19 protein-coding genes and 2 pseudogenes are annotated in these 19,499 nt (G+C 65.7%); 9 read left to right on the top strand and 12 right to left on the bottom strand.

Annotation, left to right across the window (positions count from 1 at the left end):
- Both WAO18_RS02950 and WAO18_RS02945 read left to right on the top strand, forming a co-directional pair.
- On the top strand, positions 1-683 hold a 683-nt coding region (locus WAO18_RS02950; protein ID WP_422203744.1), incomplete at its 5' end, for a GlxA family transcriptional regulator.
- 14 nt (positions 684-697) lie between these two features.
- On the top strand, positions 698-1,726 hold the full coding sequence (locus WAO18_RS02945) for a TIGR03617 family F420-dependent LLM class oxidoreductase (RefSeq protein WP_422203743.1): 1,029 nt from the start codon (positions 698-700) through the stop codon (positions 1,724-1,726).
- On the opposite strand, the gene WAO18_RS02940 is transcribed toward WAO18_RS02945, so the two are convergent.
- Genes WAO18_RS02940 through WAO18_RS02915 form a run of 6 tightly spaced genes read right to left on the bottom strand, consistent with a single transcriptional unit; the run spans position 1,701 to position 9,770 of the window.
- Positions 1,701-2,690 carry an aldo/keto reductase gene (locus WAO18_RS02940; RefSeq protein WP_422203742.1) on the bottom strand — a complete coding sequence of 330 codons (990 nt, stop codon included), beginning with the start codon at positions 2,688-2,690 and terminating at the stop codon, positions 1,701-1,703. The two genes, WAO18_RS02945 and WAO18_RS02940, sit on opposite strands and share 26 nt — an antisense overlap.
- Positions 2,691-2,703: 13 nt before the next feature.
- Positions 2,704-3,801: an acyl-CoA dehydrogenase family protein gene (locus tag WAO18_RS02935; RefSeq protein WP_422203746.1), complete on the bottom strand. Its 1,098-nt coding sequence runs from the start codon at positions 3,799-3,801 to the stop codon at positions 2,704-2,706.
- Between the two features lie 8 nt (positions 3,802-3,809).
- On the bottom strand, positions 3,810-4,994 hold the full coding sequence (locus tag WAO18_RS02930) for an acyl-CoA dehydrogenase family protein (protein ID WP_422203741.1): 1,185 nt from the start codon (positions 4,992-4,994) through the stop codon (positions 3,810-3,812).
- Positions 4,991-5,752, bottom strand: a complete 762-nt coding sequence (locus WAO18_RS02925) for an SDR family oxidoreductase (RefSeq protein ID WP_422203740.1) — start codon at positions 5,750-5,752, stop codon at positions 4,991-4,993. Before WAO18_RS02925 ends, WAO18_RS02930 begins: the two co-directional genes overlap by 4 nt.
- A complete protein-coding gene (locus WAO18_RS02920; RefSeq protein ID WP_422203738.1) occupies positions 5,749-6,567 on the bottom strand; it encodes an SDR family oxidoreductase in 819 nt (272 codons plus the stop codon). The genes WAO18_RS02925 and WAO18_RS02920 overlap by 4 nt, the downstream gene beginning before the upstream one ends.
- Positions 6,564-9,770 (bottom strand): carboxyl transferase domain-containing protein, encoded by a 3,207-nt coding sequence (locus WAO18_RS02915; protein WP_422203736.1) that lies wholly within the window; start codon positions 9,768-9,770, stop codon positions 6,564-6,566. The genes WAO18_RS02920 and WAO18_RS02915 overlap by 4 nt, the downstream gene beginning before the upstream one ends.
- A 147-nt stretch (positions 9,771-9,917) precedes the next feature.
- Between WAO18_RS02915 and WAO18_RS02910 the strand changes: the two are divergent.
- The 4 genes and pseudogenes from WAO18_RS02910 to WAO18_RS02895 form a co-directional block, all read left to right on the top strand.
- Positions 9,918-10,079 (top strand): annotated as a pseudogene (locus WAO18_RS02910) (CDGP domain-containing protein); the annotation flags it as partial.
- An 81-nt stretch (positions 10,080-10,160) separates the two neighbouring features.
- Positions 10,161-10,460 (top strand): CDGP domain-containing protein, encoded by a 300-nt coding sequence (locus tag WAO18_RS02905; RefSeq protein ID WP_422203735.1) that lies wholly within the window; start codon positions 10,161-10,163, stop codon positions 10,458-10,460.
- A 60-nt stretch (positions 10,461-10,520) separates the two neighbouring features.
- Entirely contained in the window at positions 10,521-11,198 is a 678-nt protein-coding gene (locus tag WAO18_RS02900; RefSeq protein WP_422203733.1) for a cupin domain-containing protein, read from the top strand.
- Positions 11,199-11,204: 6 nt separating this feature from the next.
- A pseudogene (locus WAO18_RS02895) lies at positions 11,205-11,768 on the top strand (cupin domain-containing protein); the annotation flags it as partial.
- A 24-nt stretch (positions 11,769-11,792) separates the two neighbouring features.
- Here WAO18_RS02895 and WAO18_RS02890 read toward each other — a convergent pair.
- Entirely contained in the window at positions 11,793-12,647 is an 855-nt protein-coding gene (locus tag WAO18_RS02890) for a mycofactocin-coupled SDR family oxidoreductase (RefSeq protein WP_422203732.1), read from the bottom strand.
- Positions 12,648-12,794: 147 nt separating this feature from the next.
- Between WAO18_RS02890 and WAO18_RS02885 the strand changes: the two genes are divergently transcribed.
- Positions 12,795-13,982 (top strand): hypothetical protein, encoded by a 1,188-nt coding sequence (locus WAO18_RS02885; protein ID WP_422203730.1) that lies wholly within the window; start codon positions 12,795-12,797, stop codon positions 13,980-13,982.
- Here the strand turns inward: WAO18_RS02885 and WAO18_RS02880 are convergent, their stop codons facing one another.
- From WAO18_RS02880 to dapB, 3 genes are read right to left on the bottom strand one after another with little or no spacing between them, the layout of a single operon-like run.
- Positions 13,983-14,438 (bottom strand): flavodoxin family protein, encoded by a 456-nt coding sequence (locus WAO18_RS02880; RefSeq protein ID WP_422203728.1) that lies wholly within the window; start codon positions 14,436-14,438, stop codon positions 13,983-13,985.
- Entirely contained in the window at positions 14,435-14,899 is a 465-nt protein-coding gene (locus WAO18_RS02875) for a hypothetical protein (RefSeq protein ID WP_422203727.1), read from the bottom strand. The genes WAO18_RS02880 and WAO18_RS02875 overlap by 4 nt, the downstream gene beginning before the upstream one ends.
- A complete protein-coding gene (dapB, locus tag WAO18_RS02870; RefSeq protein WP_422203726.1) occupies positions 14,896-15,633 on the bottom strand; it encodes a 4-hydroxy-tetrahydrodipicolinate reductase in 738 nt (245 codons plus the stop codon). Before dapB ends, WAO18_RS02875 begins: the two co-directional genes overlap by 4 nt.
- A gap of 104 nt (positions 15,634-15,737) precedes the next feature.
- On the opposite strand from dapB, the gene WAO18_RS02865 reads away from it, so the two are divergent.
- Positions 15,738-17,108: an HNH endonuclease signature motif containing protein gene (locus WAO18_RS02865; RefSeq protein ID WP_422203725.1), complete on the top strand. Its 1,371-nt coding sequence runs from the start codon at positions 15,738-15,740 to the stop codon at positions 17,106-17,108.
- 128 nt (positions 17,109-17,236) lie between these two features.
- Positions 17,237-17,653, top strand: a complete 417-nt coding sequence (locus WAO18_RS02860; RefSeq protein ID WP_422203724.1) for a hypothetical protein — start codon at positions 17,237-17,239, stop codon at positions 17,651-17,653.
- Here the strand turns inward: WAO18_RS02860 and WAO18_RS02855 are convergent.
- Complete coding sequence (locus tag WAO18_RS02855) at positions 17,650-18,726, bottom strand: PDR/VanB family oxidoreductase (RefSeq protein WP_422203722.1); 1,077 nt, start codon at positions 18,724-18,726, stop codon at positions 17,650-17,652. The genes WAO18_RS02860 and WAO18_RS02855 overlap by 4 nt on opposite strands.
- A 7-nt stretch (positions 18,727-18,733) precedes the next feature.
- Positions 18,734-19,499: SDR family NAD(P)-dependent oxidoreductase (locus WAO18_RS02850; RefSeq protein WP_422203721.1), on the bottom strand; the 766-nt coding region annotated here is incomplete at its 5' end.

Below are 19,499 nucleotides of genomic sequence, written 5' to 3'. Positions count from 1 at the left end.
GGATGCTCGCGGGCCGGACCCGGCGGCTGGCCTCCATCTGCACGGGGTCGTTCGTGCTGGCGCAGGCCGGCCTCCTCAACGGGCGGCGCGCCACCACGCACTGGCACGATGTCCGCTTGTTTGCGCGGGCGTTCCCCGATGTGACCGTCGAACCGGATGCGATCTTCGTCCGCGACGGCGATGTCTTCACCTCGGCCGGGGTGTCGTCGGGCATCGACCTGGCGCTGGCGTTAGTCGAAATGGACCACGGCATCGAGCTAGTCCGTTCCGTGGCCCGATGGTTGGTCGTATATCTCAAGCGCGCGGGTGGCCAATCGCAATTCTCGGTGCTGGTCGAGGCGGCCGTGCCGCCGCAGTCTCCACTGCGCAACATCACCGATTCAATCTCGGCCACTCCCGCGGCGGACCACAGCGTGAACAGGCTTGCCGTGCGGGCCTCCCTGAGTACGCGGCAGTTGACCCGGCTGTTTCGTTCCGAACTCGGGATGACACCGGCCCGCTACGTCGAGATGGTGCGCATCGATGCCGCACGTGCCGCGCTCGACGCGGGCCGCACCGTTGCCGACACCGCCCGCGTCGCAGGGTTCGGCAGCCCCGAAAGCCTCCGACGCGTATTCGTCGACCACCTCGGCGTCTCGCCGAAGGCCTACCGCGAGAGGTTCCGCACGGCATCGCGCGGCTGACATACTGATCCGCCATGCACGTCGATGCGATGACGATTCCGCAGCCGCTTGGTCAGATCGGTGACCTGGCCCGCCGAACGCAATCCGTCGGCTTCTCGGGCCTGCTGTTCACCGAGACGGGTCGCACGGCCTATCTCAACGCTGCCGTGGCCTCGCAGGCTGCACCGGGCCTGGAGTTGTCCACCGGCGTCGCGGTGGCTTTTCCGCGCAGCCCGTTCGTCACGGCAGCCGCGGCGTGGGAACTTCAGGAAGCCTCCGGCGGTAACTTCCGGCTGGGCCTCGGCACGCAGGTGCGCACTCACGTCGTGCGTCGGTACGGCGCGGCATACGAGCGGCCCGGCCCGCGACTACGCGACTACCTGCTCGCCGTGAAGGCGTGTTTCTCGGCTTTCCGCTCCGGGAAGCTGGACCACCACGGCGAGTTCTACGACCTGGATTTCATCACTCCACAGTGGAGCGCGGGGCCGATCGACTCGCCCGATCCCAAAGTCGATATCGCCGCGGTGAATCCGTGGATGCTGCGGATGGCCGGCGAGGTTGCCGACGGCGTGCATGTGCATCCGATCGGCGAGCCCGGCTACATCGCCCGGCATGTCCTGCCGAAAGTCGCTGAGGGAGCGCACAAGGCGGGGCGGTCTCCGTCGGATATCGCGATCATCGTGCCGGTGATGACGATTGTCGGCGATACCGATGAGGAGTGCGACAAGCAACGCGAGGTGGTGCGTGCCAGCATGGCCTTCTACGGAAGCACGCCGAACTACGCGTTCATCTGGGACGAGGCCGGATTCGACGGCACCACCGCCCGAATCCGCGAGAAGCAGAAGGCCGGCGACTTCGCAGGAATGGCGGCCCAAGTCAGCGACGACCACATTGCCGCCTTTGCCACCGAGTCGACATGGGACAAGCTGGCCGACATGTTGATCGAGAAATACGCCGGCAAGGCCACCCGCTTGGTGCTGTACAACGCCGTCGGTGATCCAGAGCACTTCGAACGATACGGCGACGCAGCGCGCCAGGTCAGCGACCGATCAACCGCTGCATGAAATCGGGATAGCGCGCACCCTGCACTTCGATATCGGCGGAGGCAGCATCGATCTCGCTCAGGTCATCGTCGCTCAGCTCGACGGCGGCTGCGCCGAGATTCTCCTCCAGTCGATCCAAACGCCGGGTGCCGGGAATCGGCACAATCCATGGTCGCTGCGCCAGCAGCCACGCCAACGCGATCTGGCCGGCCGTCGCACCTTTGCGGTCCGCGATCCTCTGCAACAGATCGACGACCGCACGGTTGGCCCCGCGGACATCGGCGGCAAACCGGGGGATGCTGTTGCGAATGTCGCCACTGTCGAATTGCGTGCTCTCACTGATACTTCCAGTGAGAAATCCTTTGCCCAGCGGACTGTAGGGCACGAAACCGATGCCGAGTTCGGACAGGGTGGACAGCACCCCAGTCTCCGGGCTCTCCGGTTCGCGCCACCACAGCGAGTACTCGCTTTGCACCGCGGTCACCGGCTGCACGGCATGTGCGCGACGAATGGTCTGCGCAGAAGCCTCCGACATCCCGAAGTGTTTCACCTTGCCGCTGTCGATGAGTTCCTTGACCGCTCCGGCGACGTCCTCGATCGGAACCTCGGGGTCGACGCGGTGCTGGTAGAGCAGGTCGATGCTCTCCACGCCGAGCCGACGAAGCGAATTGTCGGCAACCTCGTTGATGTGTTCGGGCCGGCTGTTCAGCCCTGTGATGTTGCCATCGGCGCCGAAGGCGAAACCGAATTTTGTTGCGATCACCACCTGCCCGGCGAGTGGCGCCAGCGCTTCCCCGACCAGTTCTTCGTTGTCTCCGTAGGCTTCTGCGGTGTCGAAGAACGTGACGCCACGCTCTACCGCGTCGCGGATCACTGTGATCATGTCCGCTTTGGCGCCCGACGGTCCGAAGCCCCGGCTCATGCCCATACAGCCCAAGCCGATTGCCGAAACCTCGAGGTTCTCGCCGAGGATGCGCTTGTCCATGTGTTACTCCCTGTTATGACAACGGCAGGTCGACCAGTTCGGCTAACCGGGCACGGTGACGGTAGGCGGTACCGAAGGCCAGCTGGTCGCTTTTGGCCCGCTTCAGGTACAGATGCGCAGGGTATTCCCACGTCATCCCGATGCCGCCGTGCAACTGAACGCATTCCTCAGCGGCGTGCACCGCGGCACCGCTGCAGTAGGCTTGCGCGACGGCCACCCCGATCGTCGCGTCTGGGTCCTGGCGGGCGCAGGTGTCCGCGGCGTACCGCGCAGCCGCCGCAACCGAATTGACCTCGACCCATAGATCTGCGAGCCGGTGCTTGATTGCCTGGTAGGACCCGATCGCCCGGCCGAATTGCTTGCGCTGCTTGGCATAAGCAAGCGTGGTTTCGAAACACCATTGCGCAACGCCCAATTGCTCGGACGCGAGCAGCGCCGCAGCGGTCTCCAGCGCCGCCGCGATCGCGGCATCAGCGGCCACAGAGCCGACCCGCGACGATGCGGCGCCGGAGAACTCAACATTCGCAAGGGGTCTCGTCATGTCGAGCGCGAGTATCGGCGATACGTCGAGACCTGCCGCGTCGCGCGCGACAGTGTGCAACTCCAGACCGTCGGGTCCGGCCACCGGTACCACCAACACGTCGGCCTCGTCCGCACCGGCGACGCTGGTGATCCGCCCGGTCAGACCGTTACTCCCGGTGCTGACGCCGGCAATCGGGTCACCCGGCGCGGTCGACAGCGGCACCGCCAGCGCACCGGTGATCGAGCCCGCCGCCAAGCCCATCACCGTGTCGGTGTCCCCGGCACCCAACAGCGCCACGGTGGCCAGCACCGCACTGGACAGAAACGGCACGGGCGCGACAGCGCGGCCGATCTCCTCCATGACGACGGCCGCCTCACGCGCGCTCGCGCCAGCGCCACCGAGCTGCTCGGGCACCAGCAGACCGGCCATACCCAGCTCTGCGGCCAGCGTGTGCCAAACACCGGAAAAGTCTTGCGGCGCAGCGTCGTAGATCCGCGTGATCGCTTCCGGCGGACAACGGTCGGCAAACAGGCGACGGACGCTGTCCCGCAACGCTTCCTCGGTGTCGGAGTACAGCAGGTCGCTCATCGGGCTGTTCACTTGTCCAAGTCCTTGTATGCCAACTCCTTATCGACCCGGTGTTCAGGTGGCAGACCGAGGATGCGTTCGGCGATGGTGTTGCGCAGGATCTCCGAGGTGCCGCCCTCGATCGAGTTTCCTTTCGCCCGCAGGTAGCGGTAGCCGGGATCGCGACCGACGAAGTCAACCGTCTCGGGCTGTCGCATCGTCCAGTCGTCGTATTGCAGGCCTTCTTCGGGGTGTAGTTCAATCTCGAACCCCGAAACCGCTTGTGCCAGTCGGGCAAATGTCACCTTCATGCCGGCGCCCTCGGGCCCCGGTTGGCCGACAGCCAGGCGCTGACGCAGTCGCAGACCGGTCAACCGCGCGACTTCTGCCTCCACCCACAGTCGCATCAGCTCGTCGTGCATCGCCGGGTTACGTAACTGCGGCTGTGCCCGCCAGGCTTCGGTGACCTTGCCGATGATGCCGTTTTCGCGGGCACCACCGGCCATCGAGCCGATCGCGACCCGTTCGTTGTTGAGCGTGGTGGTCGCGACCTTCCAGCCACCGCCTTCCGGGCCCAGGCGATTGGCGTCGGGCACCCGGACATCGGTGAGGAACACTTCGTTGAATTCGGCTTCGCCGGTGATCTGCCGCAGCGGCCGGACGTCGACGCCGGGGTCGGTCATGTCGCAGACGAAGTAGGTCAGGCCCTGATGTTTGGGAACCGTCGGATCGGTCCGCGCAACCAGGATTGCCCGCTGCGCGTTCTGCGCGCTCGACGTCCACACCTTCTGCCCGTTGACGATCCAGTCGTCGCCGTCGCGGACGGCACGGGTGGCCACGCCAGCCAGATCGGATCCGGCACCCGGCTCGCTGAATAGTTGGCAGTAGACATGCTCACCGGTGAACAACGGCCGCAAGAGCTTTCGCCGCTGATCGTCGGTGCCGTATGCCGCGATCGTCGGTGCGGCCATGCCCATTCCGATGCCATTGCGGGCGCCGCCGCCACCCGGCGGAGCTCCCGCGGCGGACAGTTCGTCCTCGACTTGCGACTGAAGGCCGCGGGGCAGGTCGAGTCCGCCGGAACCGGTTGGGAAGTACACCCAGGCCAGGCCCGCGTCGAACCGGGCACCAAGGAATTCGTGCGGATCGGTGCGCGCCGGATCGTGCTCGTCGAGCAGCGCCTGCACTCGTGCGTGCAGGTCGTCGGCGCTCATCGGAAGCCCGCCGGATCACCAAGCAGCCGGCCGCCGTCGAGTACCAATGTCTCGCCAGTGATCCAGCTCGACTCGTCCGACACCAGGAAGGCGACCGCGGCCGCCACATCGGGCGGCTCGCCGATACGGCCCAGCGCGCTTCCCGCCGACACCAGATCTTCGTGGTCTTTCCACAACGCCTCGGCAAGCTTGGTCCGAACCACCCCCGGGGCGATCGCGTTCACCCGTACTTTCGGCGAAAGTTCCAGTGCCAGTTGCTTGGTGACGTGGATCAGCGCGGCCTTGGTCGCGTTGTACATACCCATGTTCGGCGCCTGATGCATGCCGCCGATCGACGCCGTGTTGACGATCGCACCGCCGTGCTCCCGCATCCAGGCTTTGGCGGCCAGCGAGGTCCACAGCAGCGGCGCCCACAGATTGACGTCGAAGGTCTTGGTGAAGCGCGCGTGGTCCTGGTCGATGAGCGGACCATAGGCCGGGTTGGTGCCGGCGTTGTTGACCAGGATGTCGATGCTGCCGAATCGGTCGAGGGTCAACTCGACGCAGTGCCGGGCGGCGTCCTCGTCGACCGCGTGTGCAGCCACCCCGAGGGCGTTGCCGCCCACTTGCTGCGCGGCCTCGTCGGCACTTGCCTGCTTGCGCGAGGTCAGCACGATGTTGGCGCCGGCAAGGGCAAGGCGCTGAGCCACTGCCAGCCCGATTCCCCGGGAACCTCCGGTGATGATCGCGGTGCGGCCGTCCAGATTTGGTGTGTTCATGGCGCCTCCATCAAGCTGTGCTGGTAGCGGCGCATACCGCGCAGCCAACGGTCGTAGTCTGCGCCTTTGTGCCGGTACATCTCCAGCACCGCCGGATGCGGGAGGATCAGGAAGCGCTCTTCGTCGATGGCCGACAGTACGATCTCCGCGACATCGGCCGGCTCCAGTACGTCGCCGGCGCTGGTGACCGCACGGGTCGCCAAGCGGGCCAACGGGTCATCGGATTCGCCCGGCGAATGCAGCAGGGTGGTGTTTACCCCCATCGGACACAGGCAACTGACCCGCACACCTTGGTCGCCATAGGTGATGTTCAACCACTCGGCGAATCCGACCGCGGCGTGCTTGGTCACTGAGTAGGTTGCCGAACCGAGTTGGGTAAGCAGCCCGGCCGCCGACGCGGTGCTGACGAAGTAGCCTTCGCCGCGCTCGACCCATGCCGGCACCAACAGTTGCGCGGCGCGGATGTGGGCCCGCAGGTTGACGTCCAAGGATTGGTCCCATTCGTCCTCGGTGACGTCCAGGCCCGCGACTCCGGTGATACCCGCGTTCGCGAAGTACAGGTCGACGGGCCCGAATTCGTTCTCCGCCAGCGCGATCAACTGCTGGATGTGCGCGGTGTCGCAGACATCCCCACCGGATGCGACCGCAGCGCCGGAAAAGTCGGCGTTGATCGCTTCCGCCACCACATCGGCGGCTCGCGAGTTTATGTCGGCGACAACGACTCTGGCGCCCTGGCGGGCCAGAATGGCGGCCAGCGCTGCGCCTATGCCGTTGCCGCCACCGGTGACGATGGCGACTTTGTCGGCAACCTTCACGACCGATTCCCTTCTCCGTTGGACAGCAGCCGAGTGATCCAAACCCGGGTGTCTGCCGGGTCGATCACATCGTCGATTTCGAAGGTGGTGGCCGAGGTGAGCGCCTTGCCGTGTTGATAGGCGGCCTCGACCAGTTTGTCGAACAGATTCTGGCGTTCGATCGGGTCGGCGACGGCGGCCAATTCCTTGCTGAAACCCAGCCGGACGGCACCCTCGAGACCCATCCCGCCGATCTCCCCCGTCGGCCATGCGACGGTGAACTCCGGGGCGTGAAACGAACCCCCGGCCATCGCCATCGCGCCCAGCCCGTAGCCCTTGCGCAGGATGACCATCCCGAACGGGACAGTCAGCCGCGCGCCGACGATGAACAGCCGACTGAATCGCCGAACCGCGGCGTCGACTTCAGCGTCCGGGCCGACCATGAAGCCCGGCGTATCGCACAGCGAAATGATCGGCAGCCCAGCCGATTCGCACAGGGTCAAGAAGTCGGCCATCTTGTCCGCGGCTTCGGCGTCGATGGCCCCCCCGAGATGATGACTGCTGTTGGCCAGCAATCCGAATGCCACGCCTTCGACCCGGACCAGCGCGGTGACCACGCCCACGCCGTAGTCGGCCCGCAGCTCCAGCACAGATCCGATGTCGGCGACCGAGTCGATCGCGTGATGCACATCGTAGGCCCGTAATCTGTTCTCCGGCACGACATGTCGAGCTCGCCGCGGATCGGGGGCCTCCCAGTCGTCCAGCCTGGGTTGGAAATAGGACAAGTACTGTTTGGCCAGCGAAACCGCATGCGCCTCGTCACGGGCCGCCAGACCGACCACCCCGTTGCGGCGCTGCACGTCGATGGGTCCGATATCTTCTGGCCGGTATTCCCCGAGCCCGCCCCCTTCGATCATGGCCGGACCGCCCATCCCGATGTTGGCGTCGGGGGTCGCGATGATCACGTCGCAGGTGCCGGCCAGCGCGGCGTTACCGGCGAAACAACGCCCGGAGACGATCGACACCAACGGAACGTGCCCGCTGAGCGCACCGAGCGTGCGAAACGTCGGCACGTCGAGGCCGGCCACAGTGGCTACGTCGGTGTCGCCGGGCCGGCCACCACCGCCCTCGGCGAACAACACCACCGGTAGGCGTCGCCGGGCGGCGAGCTCAAAGACCCGATCGGTTTTGGTGTGGTTGCGCATGCCCTGAGTACCCGCAAGGACGGTGTAGTCGTAGGACAGCACTGCCGTCTCGACCCCGCCGATCCTCGCCACGCCGGCGACCAGCCCGTCGGCCGGTGTGTGGGTGATCAGATCCTCCTCTGAGCGCCGGCTGCGCTGTGCTGCTACCGCCAGAGCGCCGTACTCCACAAAACTTCCCGGATCGACCAGGTCGGCGATGTTCTCACGGGCACTGCGCCGATTCTGGTTGTGCCGCTTGGTAATCGCTGCCGGGCGGCCCTCATCGAGGGTGAGCAGATGCCGACGACGGACCTCGTCGAGGTCGGCGCGATCGCGGTCCAGGTCGAGGGTGGCAACGTCCTGCGCGCCGGCGCTTTCACCGGTGCGGGTGAACACCACCAAGGGGTCTCCGGTCCCGATCACCTGGCCGGGGCTCACCAAGGTACGGACAGTGCGGACCGCGTCGGGCGCGGTCAGGACGTGCTGCATTTTCATGGCTTCCAGCACGACCAGCTGCGCGCCCGCCGGGCAATCGGCCCCTTCGGCCGCAACCTCGATCACGGTGCCGGCCAGCTGCGCCCGTAACACCTCCTCACCCGGATACAGTTCCAGCGCTGCGAGCCGGGTCTCGTGTCGCCGAGACTGCGCGGCGCCGGTGAAGGTGGGAAGATTTTCGTCGATGAAACCGGTGGTGATCGAGCCGGTGTGAATTTGACTGTGTGACAGTACTTCTCGCAGGAATCCGATATTCGTCCGGATTCCGTCGATACCGAATTCTTCCAGTGCCGTCTGCGCCTTGCGCACCGCAGCCGAAAAGGACGACCCACGCACTCGGGTGATCACTTTGGCCAGCAATGAGTCATAGCGCGGGCTCGGCGTCAGCCCGGGACGGCCGAAGGTGTCGACGCGCACTCCGGGTCCGCTCGGCGGCGAAAACACCGTGAGGGTGCCTGCGGTGGGCAGAACCGACCCGTCGGCACCCATGGTCTCCATGTTGACCCGCGTCTGGATCGCGATACCGCGCACCGCTGCGAGCGCGCCGACCACTTCGCCACCGTCGGCGACGATGCCGGCGGGCAACCTCAGCTGGTGGAACGACGCGCCCTGCGCGATTCTCAGTTGCACCGCCACCAGGTCGACACCAGTCACCTCTTCGGTCACCGTGTGCTCCACCTGGATCCGCGGGTTGACCTCGAGGAAGACAAACTGATCACCGGTCACCAAAAACTCGACCGTGGCGATGCCGCGGTAGTCGGCCTGCGCGCAGAGCTGAGCCGCGGCCCGGTGCAGGTCGCGACGCAGTGCCGGCGAAATATTCTGTGCCGGTGCAATTTCGACCAGCTTCTGATAGCGCCGCTGAACGCTGCAATCCCGGTCGCCCAGTGCAAGCGCGCGTGACGGAGTGGCCACGATCTGCACCTCGATGTGCCGCGCGTCGGCCAGATGCGCCTCGGCGAACAGCGCCGGATCACCGAAGCCGAGCTGGGCTTCGGCGGCGCACTGCCGGTAGGCGTGGTCAATCTGATCGATGCTGTGGACTATTCGCATGCCGCGGCCGCCGCCTCCGGCGAGCGCTTTGATCACGATCGCGCCACCCTGGGCGGCGGCGAATGCACTGATGTCCTCGACGGTGCTGGGCCCGTCGGTGGCGGGCAGCACCGGCACGCCGGCCGCGGTTGCCGCACGGCGGGCCGACGACTTGTTGCCGAACAGTTCCAGCGCCGCGACATCGGGCCCGACGAACGTATAGCCCGCACTCGCGCACTCCCGTGCGAAACCGGGCTGTTCGCTGAGAAACCCGTAACCCGGATGAATCAGGTCGGCACCGGAGTCCTTGGCCGCCGCCAGGATCGCCGCGTGGTCCAGGTACGCGGCCGGGCCGGCCCCCGGCAGCGCGATCGCTTCATCGGCGGCGTGCACATGCGGGCTGTCGGCGTCATCCTCGGCGTAGACGGCGACGGTGCCGAGGTCCAACTCGGTTGCCGTACGGATGATTCGGAGCGCAATCTCACCGCGGTTAGCGATCAGCAGGCGCGTCACGTCGGGTCCTTCTTAGGGTCGATTCTGGTGGGAATCAGCGTCCATCCCGATCCCATCATGCCGCTACCGCGATCAGCAGACTATTGGCCCCCACCTCACCAGAGCACGAGTAGTTTCATGGCTGGCATCGACGCAAAGGAATGAGGCATGAGGCACCACCTATTCGCGGGATTGGCTGCCGTGCTGATCGCGGCAGGGCTGGTGGTGGCGGCCCCCACGGCCAGCGCCGGCCGCCTGTACGACGGCGGACTCTCCTCGAGTCGGTGCGACGGAACGGTCCAGCCCGACGGAACTTGGCAGCGGTGCGTGACATGGAATTCGCCCAGTACCGACTCCGGCTACCCACCGACGCACATCGATGATTGAGCCGGCACCTAGTAACCAGGGGAGATGACCTTGAGGCTTTTCGTCGTCGCAGGACTGGCCGCCGTAGTGGCGGCGGGCGGAGTTGTCACCGCAGCGCCGCAGGCGAGCGCGGGATGCGTTGATCCCAATTGGGCTCCGCACCCGATGGCGCAGATGTGCGACAGCCTCGTCGACCAGGACGGCATGTGGGAACGCTGCCTGTCGTATCACAACGGCGGGATCTACAGTCCCGAGCAAACCGACTGCTACGTGATGAGCGCGGGTGATCCCCCGAAGGAGGGCGACCCCATCCTGCTGACGCCGCCGACACACATCGATCCGTAACGGGCCGTTCGGCACTCAGCGTCGCTGGCTCGGGTCGGGCTGCTGCGGTAATTTCAGCCGGTGTCGATAAATCGTCGCAAGGTACTGGGTGGAGCGAGCCTGGCCGGCGCAGCAGCCGCGACCGGAGTGGGCGTCGATCGTCTCGTCACCGGCTATCGCACTGACCACGACGTGTCGCCGGCCGATGATGCGATGCGCTTCGGCGATCCCCGCATACCGGCCGAGACGATCACCTCGCAATCGCATCTGTTCCATCTCGGCGCCCAGCCCGTCAGCAGCTTCGACGGCGGCTCATTTCAGCAGGCCGACGAGGAGAGTTTCCCGATCCTCACAGGTCAAGCCGCCAGCATCGTCTTGCTGACGTTGCAGCCCGGCGGTATTCGCGAACCGCACTGGCACCCCAGCGCGTGGGAGATCAACATCGTCACCAAGGGAGTCGCCAGCTGGGCCCTGGTTGACGGGAACGGCAACCACGAGAGTTTCGACCAGAAGGTCGGCGATGTGGTGTTCGCACCCCAGGGTTCGTTCCACTATTTCGAAAACCGGGGCTCGGATGACATGAAAATCGTCATCGTGCAGAACACCAGTGCCCCCGAAGCCAAGGACAACATCGGCATCGGCGAGTCGATCAGCAAGTTGCCGCCGCGGGTTTTGTCCGCAATGTTCGGGGTTCCCGCCGAGACGTTCGACAAGTTCAAGAAGTACGACAAAGCGATCATCATCCTGCGGAAGCATTAGGAAGATTCGATGACTGATGAAGCCGAGCGCTTCGGTGATCCCCGCATACCCGCCGAGACGATCACCAATCGATCGCACCTGTTCGAGCTCGGCACCCTGCCCCCGGCCACGTACGACGGCGGCTCACAGCAGCAGGCACACGAACAGAACTTTCCGATACTTGCCGGCCAACAGGCCAGCATCCAGCTGATCACGTTGCGGCCCGGCGGTATTCGCGAACCGCACTGGCACCCCAGCGCATGGGAGATCAACCTGGTCACCAAGGGAGTGGCGAGCTGGGTCATCATCGACGGAAACGGCAACCACGAAAGTCTCGAGGCCCACGCCGACGACCTCGTGTTCGCCCCTCAGGGCTCCTTGCATTACTTCGAGAATCTCGGCACCGAAGATCTGGATGTGCTGATCATCCAGAACTCCAGCGCGTCAGAAGACAAAGACAACATCGGCATCGCCGAGTCGTTGAGTCAGCTTCCGCCCCAAGCGTTGTCGGCCATTTTCGGCGTTCCCGCGGAGACGTTCGAGAAGTTCAAGAAGTTCGACAAGGCGATCACCATCCTGCGATCGCGCTGAACAGTCACTCGGTTGGAAACGCAGTTACTTGAGGCATTGGCCCGCATCGATCGGCAGCGGGACACCGGTGATGTAGCGGGATTCGTCGGACGCAAGGAATAGCACCGCGTTGCTGATGTCCTGCGCCTCCACCCACGGGATCGGCAGCGTGTGGAACGTCTGGCAAAACGGGGCCAAATCGTCGGGGCCGGGATTCTCCAGGTCGGGGCGGACCATTCTGTAGAGCCCTTCGTTCAGCACCATCGGAGTGTTCACGAACGTGGGGTGCACCGAGTTGACGCGGATCATGTGCTGACCCAGTTCGACCGCGAACGCCCGCATGAGGCCAACGACACCGTGTTTGGAAGCCACGTAATGACCGAGATGAAGATTGCTATAAGCCTTGAACCCGTTGACCGAGCTCGTCAGCACGATCGAACCCCCGCCGCCGCCCGCCAATATATGGGGCACACCGGCTTTCACGGTCTTCCACACGCCGGACAGGTTCACGTCGATCATGTCCTGCCAGTCTCGTTCGCTGACTTTGTCGAGTGTGCCGCCATCGTCGCTGCCGGCGTTGCTGATGCCCGCATTGGCCACAATGACGTCCAGCCGGCCCAGCTGCTCCACCCCGCTGTTCACGGCGGCTTTGAGGGCCTCGTAGTCACGCACGTCGATTTCGGCGGTGACAATGCGGCGGTTGTGGCGCTTCACCAGATCCGCGGTCCTGGCCAGGTCCTCCAGCGTGGACGGCGGGTTCAAAAATCCTTCGATCGGCTTGCAGACGTCGATGGCAATGATGTCCGCACCCTCTTGCGCCAATCGCACTGCGTGTGCGCGGCCTTGACCGCGCGCCGCCCCGGTGATGAATGCGACCTTTCCGTCGACTCGCCCAGCCATAATTACCTCTATTCTCTGTTCTTACAGCTAAGTTCACGACACGAACGCCGGGATTGCTTCCCGGCCGCGCACCGTCGCCGTCCGAACCGCGGAGGAACTATGCGGGAGGGAAGCACCACGCCATCACGTCGTCACGAGCTCTCGAGCATGGCGGACGACTACGGGCGGCATGCCCTCTCGCAGTACGCCGCCTTCGAGGCGACCCACCCGGCCGTGCTGGCCGCGGCGCAGCGGTTGGCGAACGAGCCCGTGCTCCGGGTGGCCGATCTGGGCGCCGCCGACGGCGTTAACTCCCACGGCCTCATCCGCAAACTGATGGCGCAGCGTGCCGGCCGGCCGCTGATCTACGCGCTCGTCGACCTCCCGACGAACGCGTGGGGGGTCGCCGCCGCCCATTTGCGGGAGGCCTTCGACCCAGCAGCGGACGAGAGCGCGATCGTCGTGATCCCCGCCCTGGGCGAGGCCGGCGCAGACACCGGCACGGGCGCCCACTACGCCATGCCGGAGGCCCACGCCGAGGCCTGCCGGCGAGCACTCGATCGCGACCCGCCTCCGGCCACGGTCGTCTCCATGGCGGGAATCCCTCTGCACCAGGCGCCCTCCCTTCCACCGGGCACAGTGCACATCGCGGTGACCGGGACATGCATGCACTGGGTTCCCGACGCCGCCGGCCTGGCCTCGAGCGACTCGATCTTCCCCGGCCATCGAGACCATGTGAACGAGGACGAGCGGCGCGCCTGGCGCCTCGCCGCGGAACGGCACTGGAAGCGACTGCTGGAGATGCGCGCTGCGGAGCTGGCGCCGGGGGGATCGTTCATCGGCGCCATCCCGGCCGCCACCGCTCCGGGGCCGAACAGAACGGGGCTCTACGCCGAGATGATCGGAGACATGAATCGGCTGCTGGCCGACTGGCGCCACGCGGGCCGCGTCGGTAGCGCCACCGTCGAGGCGGCCGTCGTTCCGGTCTGGCCGCGCACGCTCGGCGAGTTCCGGGCGCCCTTCGACGCGGGCGGCGGGCGATTCGCCGGCCTCGAGCTCGAGAGCGCCGAGCTGTTCCGTCTCGACAACCCCTACTGGCACAACGATCCCGCGGTGTTCGCGCGGGAATACGTCCAGAGCGTGGCCGCATGGGGTGGGCCGCTCCTCCTCCGCGCCTTCGCGCACGAGGGTGAGGAGCGTGCCGCCGGTCTCCTTGCCGAGTTCCTCACGGAGCTCGAGGAGCGCGTCGCGGATGCCCCCGACCGCTATCGCTGGGACTACGTCGAGGCCCTCGTTATCTGCCGGAAGGCGAGCGAGTCGGGGCGAGGCCGCGCCCACGTCTCCTCGACCAGTTGACTACCCCATCAATGTCGCGGCAACTGTTGCGCCGACATTCCAGCACGCCTCCAGATCGGCCTTGCTCGGCTTGCCCATCACCACAACCGTCTCGGCAACCTGCAGCCAGCCGAGCCCGGTCGTGATGGCCGCGAGACCCCGCTCGGCTCCTTCGGTGCCCTCATTGCCATGTAGGTAGACGCCGAACGGGCGCCCTCTGGTGGTATCGAGAAGCTGGTAGTAAGCGCAGTCGAACGCGTGCTTCATCGCACCGCTGAGGTACCCGAGGTTAGCCGGGGTGCCCAGCAGATAACCGTCAGCTTCGAGCATCTCGACCGGCGACACGATGAGCGCCGGTCGTCGCACGACTTCAACGCCCTCAATGTCGGCATCGGTCGCGCCGGATACCACAGCCTCAAACAACTCCTGGCAATGCGGCGACGGTGTGTGGTGAACGATCAACAGCGTTTTACTCATTGGCGACCCTGTAGTTCGACGGCTTTCTTCATGGCTTCTCGTGCACGACTTCGATCTCCGGCGTAGTCGTAGGCGCGGGCCAGCCGGTACCAGCGACGCCAGTCGTGCGGATCGCTGTCGAGTTCGGCCCGGACGGTGTCGAAAAGCGTGTCGGCCGCGTCGCGTTCGATGCGTCCCGACGGCCGGTGCGGCAGCGCGCTCACGTCGAGTTCCATTCCGTCCTCGGCGATCAGATGGGCCAACTTCTGATGGGCGATGCCCGCGCGAACGGTCTCAATCATCGCCCACGCGCCAATAGCGGGCAGGATCAACAACGCTGCGCCCAAGGCAATGGCGACCGCACGTCCGGAACCGATCATCAGCACAGCCGTCCGGCCGAGCAGCACGAGGTAGATCAGCAGGGCCGCGCACATCAGCACGATCATCAGTTGGATGCGCACAACGCGCGACGGACCGGTCATTGCAGGTTGAGCAGCGATTCGATTCCTATTGTCAGACCAGGATGTTCGGCGACCCGACGCACCGCCAGCAGCACACCGGGAACGAACGACGTGCGATCGATGCTGTCGTGCCGGATGGTCAATGTCTCGCCCAACGTGCCGAACAACACTTCTTGGTGCGCCACCAGGCCGGCCAACCGCACCGAATGCACCGGCACGCCGTCGACGGCGGCGCCGCGTGCGCCCGGCAGGCTTGACGTGGTGGCATCTGGGTTGGGTGGCAACCCCTTTCGGGCTTCGGCGATCAACGCGGCGGTCCGCGCCGCGGTTCCCGACGGGGCATCGGCTTTCTGGGGATGATGCAGTTCGATGACTTCGACCGACTCGAAGAACGGCGCGGCCTGCTTGGCGAAATGCATGGACAGCACCGCCCCGATGGCGAAGTTCGGCGCGATGAGCACCGAGACGCCCGGCTTGGCAGCCAGCCACGACCGAACTTGCTGTACCCGCTCGTCGGTGAAGCCGGTGGTCCCCACGACAGCGTGAATCCCGTTGTCGATGAGGAACTCGAGGTTGCCCATGACCACGTCGGGGTGGGTGAAGTCGATGACGACCTCAGTCTTACCGTCGGTCAACAGGCTCAGCGGATCGCCGGCGTCGACTTCTGCGGACAAACTCAGATCTTCGGCGGCCGTTACCGCCTGCACCATCGTTGCGCCGACTTTCCCCTTCGATCCCAGCACCGCTACCCGCATGGTGTCACCCTAAAGTGTGGGCACTTTATCCACAGTTGCGGCTTTGTCCACAGCTTCCGTCTGAGCGCCGCAGGGTGTCGACCTACGAGCGTAATGTTTCGAACATGAGTTCGACTTGCATTGGTGTGCCGCCTGAGGTGGCCGCTGCCTTCGATGCGCTTTCCGCTGCCATAGCGACGATCGCCGAGTTGAACCTGGACAACTACGCTCCTGGGGTTCGGCTGCATGCGTTGGAACTGCTCGAGACCGCCCGACGTCGGCAGGCGGTGCCGAGCCACGATCTCATCGCGGGCTTGGCCGAGGAGGATGCGGCCGACCTCGGTGGGCCGGTGCACAAGGTGATCGCCGACTGGCTGCGGATCAGTTGCGCCGAAGCGCGCCGCCGGCTGCGCGATGCCGCTCAGCTCTCGCCGCGGATCACCATGAGTGGCGAAACCCTGCCGCCGGAGTTGCCTTCGACTGCCCAGGCCTGGCGGGACGGCGCGCTCGACCCGCAGCACCTGCGAGTGATTCAGACGTTCGTGCGTGATCTGCCGGCTGGTACTCCGGTCGACATCGCCGAGTGCGCTGAGCGTTTCCTGGCCGAGCAGTCGGCCACGCTGCGGCCGGATCAGCTGGAGAAGGTGGCTAATCGGTGCGCAGCACTGATCAATCCCGACGGAACGTTCTCCGACGTTGATCGTGCCCGTGAACGCGGCTTCACCTGGTCGCCGCAGCGGTCTGACGGTATGAGCATCGGGAAGCTGGTCGCTTCGCCGGAATTGCGCGCCAACCTCGACGCCTGGCTGGCGCGGTTCGCCGCCCCCGGTATGTGCAACCCCGACGATGAAAGCCCCTGCATCGCAGGCGAACCCGACAACGAGCCGGTCGGCAAAGATACGCGTAGTCACGCTCAGCGGCAGCACGACGCACTCAATGCGCTGGTGCGCGGCCAATTGGGCGATCCGAAACTCGGCGCGCATAACGGGCTACCGGTGACGGTCATCGTCTCGACCACGCTGCAGGAGATCAACGCGGGAGCCGGACAGGCGGTAACCGGTGGTGGAACGCTGCTACCCATGCGTGACCTGATCCGGATGGCAGGCCACGCGTATCACTACTTGGCAGTGTTCGACGAACATCAATGTCGGCCATTGTATTTAGGCCGGTCCCGTCGAATAGCCTCAGCAGACCAACGCGTGGTTCTCTACGCGAAGGACCGCGGTTGCACCGCCCCGGGCTGCGACGTTCCGGGGTACTGGACCGAAGTCCACCACACCGACGATTGGTCCCGCGGCGGCCTGACGGACATCGACAAGCTGACGCTGGCTTGCAAGGCCGACCACAAACTGGCCGATAAAGGCTGGCGGACAATCAAACTCTTCAACGGCGACACCCAGTGGATTCCGCCGCCCCATCTCGACTGCGGCCGGCAGACGACCAACGATTATCACCATCCAGAGAGGTTTTTCGCCCGCGACCGGTTGCGCAGCTAGCTCCTCACCTATTCGTCATCGTGCGTTCACCCTTCGGAAGGGGCCAAACACACCCGAATTGAGAGCCTGCTGTGATACCCAGCAAGAATGCCTGGCACACTGACCAGCTTGACGAAAGGAACCGGATCATGACGATCACACGCGGCTTGGCCGCAGGCGCGATGTTCGCCGGTCTTGCCCTGGTGATGACGGCTCCCGTAGCTAGTGCGGACCCCCTGGACGGGCACTACATCGAGACCGAGACCTACCCGGACGGTCACCAAAACCCCCCAGATGACTGGTTCATCACCTCCTGCGGCGACGGATGCGCGACGATCAAGCACCTCGGGACTGCGCATCTCGTCGACGGACAGTGGACGCTGGACGGCAAGGGCGGCGCGTCCTGTGAGCAAGGCGGCGACGTTCACGACGCCATCGCGTTCCACTACACCTGGGATCCGAACACGCTGGACGGCCACGTGCAGATCACCAACAACGTGGCGGCCTGCGGCAACCCGGCGGGCTACCAGGAGACCAACCAGCTGCACCTGGCGCCGGCGCCCTAGGCGTCGATCACCACGCGGCCGCCGGTCGCGCGTGAGACACACACCAACATCTCGCCGTCGCCTTCTGAGGTGCGGCCGCGACGGTCGACGTGACCGCCGAGCACCTTCACCTTGCAGGTGCCGCAGAACCCTTGCCGGCAGGAGTGCGCCGCGGTCGGGTCGTAGTCGAGCATGACGTCGAGCGCGGAGCGATTGGCGGGAACGTCGAGCACCCGCTGCGATCGAGCGAGCTCGAGTTCGAACGGAGTGCCGTCGACGACCGGGGGCGGGCTGAATCGCTCATAGTGCAGGGGCGCGTTCGCATGTGCATCGCGGGCGATGCGCACCGACTCGAGCATCCCGCTCGGCCCGCACACGTAGACCGCGGTTGTCGGTGACGCGCCGACCAGCAGATCATCGGCCGTGGCGAACCGACCGCGCTCGTCGTCGGCCCACACGGTAACCCGATCGGGATCCACCGAATTCACCTCGTCCAGCAGCGGCATGTATTCCCTGCTGCGGCCGGCATAGATTGCACGCCAATCCATTCCACGCTGCTGCGCCGCCCGCATCATCGACAGAATTGGCGTCACCCCGATCCCGCCGATCACGAACAGCACGTCGCGCTCGTCGCCGCCGAGATAGAACGCGTTGCGCGGACCCTCGAACACCAACGGGTCCCCCACCGCGAACGCATCGTGCATCTCGATCGATCCGCCGCCGCCATCGGCGATGCGGCGCACCGCGATGCGGTAATCGACTCGCCGTCCGGGCGGTCCGCACAGCGAGTACTGACGACGACGGCCCGAGGGCAGCTGAACGTCGACGTGGCTGCCCGGTGTCCACGACGGAAGCAAGCCCCCGTCGGGATCCGCGAACGTCAGTGCGACCACGTCCGGGGTGAGCAGCTCACGTTTGGTGATGACCGCGGTGCGCGTGCGGCCGACCGGCACCACCCGCGATGGCTTCCACCGCGTCGCCGAGGACAGCCCACCGAGGAGCACGCCCAGGCCCCACACCGCTGTGTAGAGCCGGTCCCGCTTCCGGCGACCGTAGATGTCGGCGGGCCTGCTGGCCCAAATACTCTGCGACACAAAAACCTTAAGGCCGGATGTCGTAGCGGGACATCAGCCGGATCAACGAGGGACTGATGCGGCGCAGCGCGTAGCCGACTCGCGATTCGGCCGCAATCGGCAGCACCGGCGGGCCGCTCTTGACGGCCTTGACGATCGCCTTCGCGGTGGCTTCCGGCGAGTAGTTACGACGACGGTAGGCGGCATCGGCCTTGTGCCGGGCAGTTTCCTGATCATCGGCCGACATCCCGGCATAAACGGTGTTTTTGGCGATGTTGGTGTTGACGAATCCCGGGCACACCGCGGTTACGGTGATGCCGTCGTCGGCCAGGTCGGCGCGCAACGATTCGCTGAACGCCAGCACGGCGGCCTTGGTGGTGCCGTAGGCGATCATCGACTTGGACGGGAGGAACGCCGCGGCTGACGACACGTTGATGATGGTGCCGCCCTGACCGCGATCGACCATTTGCGTTGCGAATGACCGACTTCCGTTGAGTACGCCCCGCAGGTTGACGCCCAGGATGTTGTCCCAGTGCTCCGGTGTCGTCTCAAGGAACCGGCCCGCCATCCCGATGCCGGCGTTGTTCACCAGAATGTCGACGACCCCATGCTTGTTGTTGACTTGCGCGGCAAGGGCATCGATCGCCTTCTCGTCGCTGACATCGGCCTCATACGCCGCTGCCGCGGCGCCGGCATCCCGGACCGCCTCGGCGGTGTCTTCGGCCGCGGCGAGATCACGGTCGACGATCACGACGGTCTCGGCGCCCTGACGGGCCAACTCGACTGCGGTGGCA

This window comes from Mycobacterium sp., assembly GCF_049278535.1.
Classification (GTDB): domain Bacteria; phylum Actinomycetota; class Actinomycetes; order Mycobacteriales; family Mycobacteriaceae; genus Mycobacterium.
Note: the sequence above shows the minus strand (reverse complement) of the source record. Positions and strands in the feature narration are given on the sequence as shown.

Bases quoted from the DNA above. Each gene is read 5' to 3' on its own strand.
- WAO18_RS02945 (WP_422203743.1), top strand. From the start codon at position 698: ATGCACGTCGATGCGATGACGATTCCGCAGCCGCTTGGTCAGATCGGT.
- WAO18_RS02940 (WP_422203742.1), bottom strand. From the start codon at position 2,690: ATGGACAAGCGCATCCTCGGCGAGAACCTCGAGGTTTCGGCAATCGGC.
- WAO18_RS02935 (WP_422203746.1), bottom strand. From the start codon at position 3,801: ATGAGCGACCTGCTGTACTCCGACACCGAGGAAGCGTTGCGGGACAGC.
- WAO18_RS02930 (WP_422203741.1), bottom strand. From the start codon at position 4,994: ATGAGCGCCGACGACCTGCACGCACGAGTGCAGGCGCTGCTCGACGAG.
- WAO18_RS02925 (WP_422203740.1), bottom strand. From the start codon at position 5,752: ATGAACACACCAAATCTGGACGGCCGCACCGCGATCATCACCGGAGGT.
- WAO18_RS02905 (WP_422203735.1), top strand. From the start codon at position 10,161: ATGACCTTGAGGCTTTTCGTCGTCGCAGGACTGGCCGCCGTAGTGGCG.
- WAO18_RS02890 (WP_422203732.1), bottom strand. From the start codon at position 12,647: ATGGCTGGGCGAGTCGACGGAAAGGTCGCATTCATCACCGGGGCGGCG.
- WAO18_RS02885 (WP_422203730.1), top strand. From the start codon at position 12,795: ATGGCGGACGACTACGGGCGGCATGCCCTCTCGCAGTACGCCGCCTTC.
- WAO18_RS02880 (WP_422203728.1), bottom strand. From the start codon at position 14,438: ATGAGTAAAACGCTGTTGATCGTTCACCACACACCGTCGCCGCATTGC.
- WAO18_RS02875 (WP_422203727.1), bottom strand. From the start codon at position 14,899: ATGACCGGTCCGTCGCGCGTTGTGCGCATCCAACTGATGATCGTGCTG.
- dapB (WP_422203726.1), bottom strand. From the start codon at position 15,633: ATGCGGGTAGCGGTGCTGGGATCGAAGGGGAAAGTCGGCGCAACGATG.
- WAO18_RS02865 (WP_422203725.1), top strand. From the start codon at position 15,738: ATGAGTTCGACTTGCATTGGTGTGCCGCCTGAGGTGGCCGCTGCCTTC.
- WAO18_RS02860 (WP_422203724.1), top strand. From the start codon at position 17,237: ATGACGATCACACGCGGCTTGGCCGCAGGCGCGATGTTCGCCGGTCTT.